The organism is Zhenhengia sp., assembly GCF_046966505.1.
Classification (GTDB): domain Bacteria; phylum Bacillota; class Clostridia; order Lachnospirales; family Cellulosilyticaceae; genus Zhenhengia; species Zhenhengia yiwuensis.
The window spans coordinates 1-5,499 of the sequence record NZ_JBKVCH010000030.1; the positions used below are offsets into that span (position 1 = coordinate 1).

General features: G+C 31.0%; 9 protein-coding genes. 2 read left to right on the forward strand and 7 right to left on the reverse strand.

The window, feature by feature from the left end:
• A partial coding sequence (locus ACLTBU_RS16905; protein ID WP_412220160.1) for a hypothetical protein occupies positions 1–224 on the reverse strand: 224 nt, incomplete at its 3' end.
• A 41-nt stretch (positions 225–265) separates the two neighbouring features.
• Positions 266–736 carry a phage terminase small subunit P27 family gene (locus tag ACLTBU_RS16910; protein WP_412219668.1) on the reverse strand — a complete coding sequence of 157 codons (471 nt, stop codon included), beginning with the start codon at positions 734–736 and terminating at the stop codon, positions 266–268.
• A gap of 232 nt (positions 737–968) precedes the next feature.
• Here ACLTBU_RS16910 and ACLTBU_RS16915 point away from each other — a divergent pair, with 232 nt between their 5' ends.
• On the forward strand, positions 969–1,733 hold the full coding sequence (locus tag ACLTBU_RS16915) for a helix-turn-helix domain-containing protein (protein ID WP_412219671.1): 765 nt from the start codon (positions 969–971) through the stop codon (positions 1,731–1,733).
• A gap of 356 nt (positions 1,734–2,089) precedes the next feature.
• Here the strand turns inward: ACLTBU_RS16915 and ACLTBU_RS16920 are convergent, their stop codons facing one another.
• From ACLTBU_RS16920 to ACLTBU_RS16930, 3 genes are all read right to left on the reverse strand, one after another.
• Entirely contained in the window at positions 2,090–2,593 is a 504-nt protein-coding gene (locus ACLTBU_RS16920) for a hypothetical protein (protein ID WP_412219673.1), read from the reverse strand.
• Between the two features lie 402 nt (positions 2,594–2,995).
• Positions 2,996–3,151, reverse strand: coding sequence for a hypothetical protein (locus ACLTBU_RS16925; protein ID WP_412219675.1), 156 nt, complete (start codon positions 3,149–3,151; stop codon positions 2,996–2,998).
• 298 nt (positions 3,152–3,449) lie between these two features.
• Complete coding sequence (locus ACLTBU_RS16930; protein ID WP_412220167.1) at positions 3,450–4,295, reverse strand: copper amine oxidase N-terminal domain-containing protein; 846 nt, start codon at positions 4,293–4,295, stop codon at positions 3,450–3,452.
• Positions 4,296–4,533: 238 nt separating this feature from the next.
• On the opposite strand from ACLTBU_RS16930, the gene ACLTBU_RS16935 reads away from it, so the two are divergent.
• Complete coding sequence (locus ACLTBU_RS16935) at positions 4,534–4,764, forward strand: LPXTG cell wall anchor domain-containing protein (protein WP_412220162.1); 231 nt, start codon at positions 4,534–4,536, stop codon at positions 4,762–4,764.
• Between the two features lie 235 nt (positions 4,765–4,999).
• Here the strand turns inward: ACLTBU_RS16935 and ACLTBU_RS16940 are convergent, their stop codons facing one another.
• A complete protein-coding gene (locus tag ACLTBU_RS16940; RefSeq protein ID WP_412220165.1) occupies positions 5,000–5,134 on the reverse strand; it encodes a hypothetical protein in 135 nt (44 codons plus the stop codon).
• A 91-nt stretch (positions 5,135–5,225) separates the two neighbouring features.
• Positions 5,226–5,363, reverse strand: a complete 138-nt coding sequence (locus tag ACLTBU_RS16945) for a hypothetical protein (RefSeq protein ID WP_249334470.1) — start codon at positions 5,361–5,363, stop codon at positions 5,226–5,228.
• Positions 5,364–5,499 lie beyond the last annotated feature (136 nt).

Consider the following 5,499-nt stretch of genomic DNA (forward strand, 5'->3'; position numbering starts at 1 on the left):
AGTACAAAAAAATACTGGTAGCCCACACAAGCCTCATATAACGATTGGCCTGCTACAGCTCCAGTAGCAAAATTAATTAGTTTCATGATGTTCATTATCTTATCGGCTGTTTCATAATCAAAAAAGTAATCCATCTCTTCCTGATGGTCTATCTCATAAATAAACTTTTTACTTATTGCCTTTATGTACCTATTAGTTGGAAATTTTCCATCCAGTACATCCACAGCATACCTATAGGCCTTTGATTCTTTAAATTCCTCTTTCGTTATTTCTTACCACCTCCCAGTATTGTCAGAAGTGGATCTGTTTTCTCAGCTTCAGCACTACAGTTAATATTTGCTATCTTGGCCCTTGCCTGTGGGCTTAGGCTTAACTCATTACACATCCTGAAGAAGTCCTTCATATAGGCAGTTCTAATTTTTATATGCGGGTTTGGATTTCCTTCTAGGTCTACCACACCATCTTGATTAATAGCTACCTCACAGGCTTGGATACGGTCTATAGTTATGGCTGTTTGAGCCAATAAGTAAACGTCAATGTTACCTAATATCCCTGATTCTTTGAGGTAGTCCACAATAGTTCTAAAATGCTTTTTCTGTTGTAGTGTTAGGTAAGCTGGTGCCCTTATTTTATCACTATCACCACGCAATTTAGCTTCATACTCAAGCCTTCTATCAATATCAGTCTTACTCATATGTCCAGTTCTTGTTGTAATACTTTTTGTTGGTCGTGCCATGATGTCACCTTCTTTCTGTATTTTGGGGTATAAAAACCTTAGATTTAGAACTTATACAATTTAATATATCTTCACCATACCAACCTACTCTCTTAATCAAATAAAGTAATACTAAATAATTTAAGTTCTGCTAAAATTTATTTAAGAACTACTTTATGGTGTTTGATGGAATTTAAGGTATAATGAAAATTACAAAAGCGCTTTTGAATACATTATTTCAAGGAGAGAAACAATGAACATTGGTAGTAACATCAAAAAATTTAGAAATAAACGTGATATTACTCAAGAAAAATTAGCGGAGGTACTAAATATATCTATTTCTGGGGTTTCACAATGGGAAAGTAATAAGACTCTGCCTGATATCTCAACAATTATTGTACTTGCAAACTATTTTCAGGTAACTATAGATGAACTTTTAGGTATAGATATTAAGAATTCCAAGGAAATTATCAAAAATTACTGTACAAAAGTTGATAGCTTATTTAGTCTACACCAATATGAAGAAGCTTTGAAATTAATGCGTAAAGCCACTGCTGAGTACCCAGGTAATGATAATTTACAGTATAACCTTGCATGGGCCTTACGAGGAAATATACGTGTAAATTATACCTATTTAGATGAAGCAATTACTATCTATAAAAGAATTCTCGAAAATAGTAAAGATACGCTTCTTCGTATCAGAGTAGAGCGAGACCTTATCTATAGTTATTACACAAAAGGTGACAGAGAAAGCCTAAAAGAAGCTCTAAACTATGCAAGGAATCTTCCAAGTTTTGATACTTGTAAAGAATACAACCTTGGGAGGGCTAACTTACTAGAAGAAAATGAACTTCTACAACATGTTATAAATAATATTGATGTTTTTTCTAGAGCACTTTATGAAACTATGGAAATTCTATCTGATGAAACGTGTATGGGAACTAAAGTATATAGAGATAAATCTGATATGCTTAAACGCATTAATCAAATTAAAGAAGCATTAAACTTTACATTTTAGTATACTAATACTGTTCCATATCATATTCTAATCTATTAAATGATAAGCATTAATTTATTAATTATATCTAAAATCTCTCTTTTTCTCTTGCTATTTAAACTTTTAAAATCAAAAAGAGCCCTTTTGACCAGTATTTCCACACTGTCAATTAGGCTCTATCCTTTAAGTTACTAAAATCTATATATTATGTATCTAGTTATTGTTAATGCACTTTTAGTTGATCTTACCATGGTGTTACCTTGTTTCAGTATTTTAGGACATCAAAAAAGAGCCTATATGTAATACTCATATAAACTCAATATTAAAACCTATTCTATATAGAAGAAATAAATTAACTTCTTATTAAACATCAATAACTATTCTCCTATAGAAATTCTTAATTCTTCTATCATTATATCATCTATAGCTTTATTCCATATATAAAATTCTCCCTTTACATCTTTTTCAAATGTATAATTTAAACTTAACTCTGAACAAGCATCATCATATATTACATCTATTTTATTATCATTGGTATTTATGAACCCTATTTCAATATGGTGCTTATACTCACTACTATTTGTAAAAGAAATATTAATCTTTACAGACTCTTGTGAGTTAATATGATAAATGCCATTATCATAAGGTTTTAATTCAGTTACCGTATTATAAGGAATCGTCGAATCTAAAAACAAGCTAATATTATGATCTTCAGAAGTTGATGTTAGTATGTCACTATTTACTGGTATTTCACCCTCGCCAAAAACTAATTTAGTATTAGATGAAGATCCATTTTTTATTCCTATGCCTACACTGATTAGAATTACTATAAAAACTAGGCCCCCCACAATACTTAGAAAATTATATTTTTTACTTTTCATCATATTCCTCCTCTGTACAGACTCCTTAGTATTCTTATTATGACTTTCAGTAAATTAACTATTTGTTACTTTCAACTTACCCTTGCCCAGTATAAAAAATAATGAATGTAAGTATTATCCCATAATATATTAACAAAGCAATACAAGCGGTATTTAATATTGCAAATCCTACTAAACAACCAACTTTATTTTTATGTATCACTCCATATGTAATACCCGAAGACATATTCGCAGTGAACAGAATGAGCATCCAAAAAAAGATTTCTAAAAGTAATATAGCTGACATTATTTTTAGGGCAGTTAGAAAAAATGCACTCACAGTAATTATGATTAGTAGGATACTTATTAACCAATAGATGTGTCTTTTTATTTGAAATTCCCCCTTATAAAATATCTAATTTGCTACTTATGTTTTTTCTTCCACATAATAAAACTTCCAACAGCTAAAACTACAATAATTCCCATCACAATAATCAAAGGCCAATTTACTGATGTTGCAATAAATATGCTGGTTGGGCCATCTGTACCACCTATAATACCGATTTCGGCTACATCCACACTATCCCCCCTATACCCTGTTATATTCAGAATAGTATAACATAAAATATCATCTATTAAAATACTAAGAATCTAGCCTTTTCTGCCTCATTTTATGGCTTTTTACATCAAAAAAGAGCCCTTTTCAATAGTGTTTTTCACACTGCTAATTAGGCTCTATCCTTTGGCATATCTAGTTTTATTCTATTTTCCACACATCATACCCTCAAAATTTTTCATTTTAGGCATTTTGTGTGCACAGAGGGAGGCGCGTGGCTTTGAGTACAAGTTTGAATTATTTATCAAGTAGTAGGGGGGATTAACTCATATACCACTTACTGGTACTTGTTACCTCCCATTCATCCTCAATCTTTTCAATAATCATTTCACTACATCCAATAGCTCCTAATGATGACCTAAACTTATCAATATTAAGTATTAATTTTTCCCCCACACTATTAGAATCATCTATAGTAATCAATATTCCTTCAGTAAAGCTACCATCTTGAATGAACCCTAAGGATTTTAATTCTTCGTAGTTTGTCTCTAGAATATCAAGTTTATACTTAGATAAATAATTCCTCAGTTCTTGATTAACTCTCTCAGATAAATAATTCATTTTTCTAGTATCTATTGCTAAATACTTAATTTCGTGATTGAGTGCTGGATCTTTTTCATAAATTGTATCAATAGCTAACATATATGCTTCTGCAATATTTTGTTCCATAATGCAGTTATCCTTATGTCCATTTGAATTTATGCATATAATATTATTCTCTTCATGATACTTCACTTCTGAATTTAAAGATTCACAAATAAACCTTAAGGGGACCATTGTAGTTCCATTCTTACTTATTATATCTATAGGCAAGTTTAGGTGTTGATCATTTAGAATAGCCGTGTTACTATTCAACTTTAGCTTTATTATATTTTTCTCTTTTAAAATAGAAATTTGCTTTGTTTGCTGGTCATAATGAACTTTAGCCCCTAATCCTTGTGATACCATCCTTAATGGAACCATCGTAATGCCTTTCTCAATATATGTGATATCATTATCTTGCAACTTTCCTTCATCAATCTTAATTGAAATTACATCTTGTGCATTAACATGGAATGACACTAAGACGCTACACATAATAGTTGTTAGGCAAAAAAACTTATACATTCTTTTCACGTACCGTCCCCCTATTGAATAATTGTTATAGCTATTATAATTCACAAATAATATCCGTTCAATAATTCATACTATTTTTAACAATAATGTAATATACTCATAGCATCTATTACCAATCCACCACACTACTATCTATAATTTTATATGCATCTACTATTATTTACTCTGATGTTGACTAGATAACAATTTATTGTATAATAAATTCAAACAATATACTAAGGAGTTACATATGAAACAATTATTATTTTCTATCTCATTAATAGTATCAGGATCTATAATACTAGGATTATCACAACTGCCTATTTACTACAGCCTCAATAGTACTTCTTCTTGGTCTACACCTCCAGGCTTTTTGTTTACTGCACTCATTAGCTCAGGAACTATTCCTTTTTTACTACTTGGTATAGCACTACTACTAATTGGTCTAATTTATGGGTACAAAAAATCTAAAATAAATTAGTCAAGACTATAGTCTTTTCTCCTCACCAATCTACCTTACTACTATCCCCCACCTGTAAGTTACACACTCGACAAAGCACAGTCACATTATCCAACTAGGCAAATTTCAGCTAATGGGCTAATAGATAAACTGGAATTTAATGATTCTTTAACTTTTTCCTTACAATACATTTTAAGACAATTGTAATTAGTAAAACGATAGCAGTAACCACACCATAGACCACTATGCTTGTATACTATGGAGCAGATTGCATAGCATATAAATCAGGATATTTTCGATACTCCCAGTATACATAGATGGTATGTCCTACAATTACTCCAACAGATGAACCCATTACAACATTCAGTATGTTATTTAACCTTTTGAGCATATTGGTCTCCCTCTCCAAATTCTAATTTACCACTCCACCACACTACTACCCCCCACCTGCAAATTTACAAGTCCTACAAAGCACTACCACATTATCTTCTATTATTTTTAATATATGTATCAAGTGCAACATAGGCCTTTATTAGTACAAACACCATTAATATACCACATGCTAAGTCTGATGCAGCATTAATCGTTGTAAATATATCTATTATCCTAAATAAATTCATTTCATTTCCTCCCTAGTTTATAATTATAAGAACAGTATATACTATTTCATCATTTACCAATCTACCACACTACTATCTTTCCATTTTACAAAGTTATCTAAGCTTCTCACCACAAAATGGGCAATGTGTAATAGAC

What these genes read in the sequence shown, in the direction of transcription:
- ACLTBU_RS16910 (WP_412219668.1), bottom strand. Translation starts at nt 736, where the DNA reads ATGGCACGACCAACAAAAAGTATTACAACAAGAACTGGACATATGAGT.
- ACLTBU_RS16915 (WP_412219671.1), top strand. Translation starts at nt 969, where the DNA reads ATGAACATTGGTAGTAACATCAAAAAATTTAGAAATAAACGTGATATT.
- ACLTBU_RS16920 (WP_412219673.1), bottom strand. Translation starts at nt 2,593, where the DNA reads ATGAAAAGTAAAAAATATAATTTTCTAAGTATTGTGGGGGGCCTAGTT.
- ACLTBU_RS16930 (WP_412220167.1), bottom strand. Translation starts at nt 4,295, where the DNA reads ATGTATAAGTTTTTTTGCCTAACAACTATTATGTGTAGCGTCTTAGTG.
- ACLTBU_RS16935 (WP_412220162.1), top strand. Translation starts at nt 4,534, where the DNA reads ATGAAACAATTATTATTTTCTATCTCATTAATAGTATCAGGATCTATA.
- ACLTBU_RS16940 (WP_412220165.1), bottom strand. Translation starts at nt 5,134, where the DNA reads ATGCTCAAAAGGTTAAATAACATACTGAATGTTGTAATGGGTTCATCT.
- ACLTBU_RS16945 (WP_249334470.1), bottom strand. Translation starts at nt 5,363, where the DNA reads ATGAATTTATTTAGGATAATAGATATATTTACAACGATTAATGCTGCA.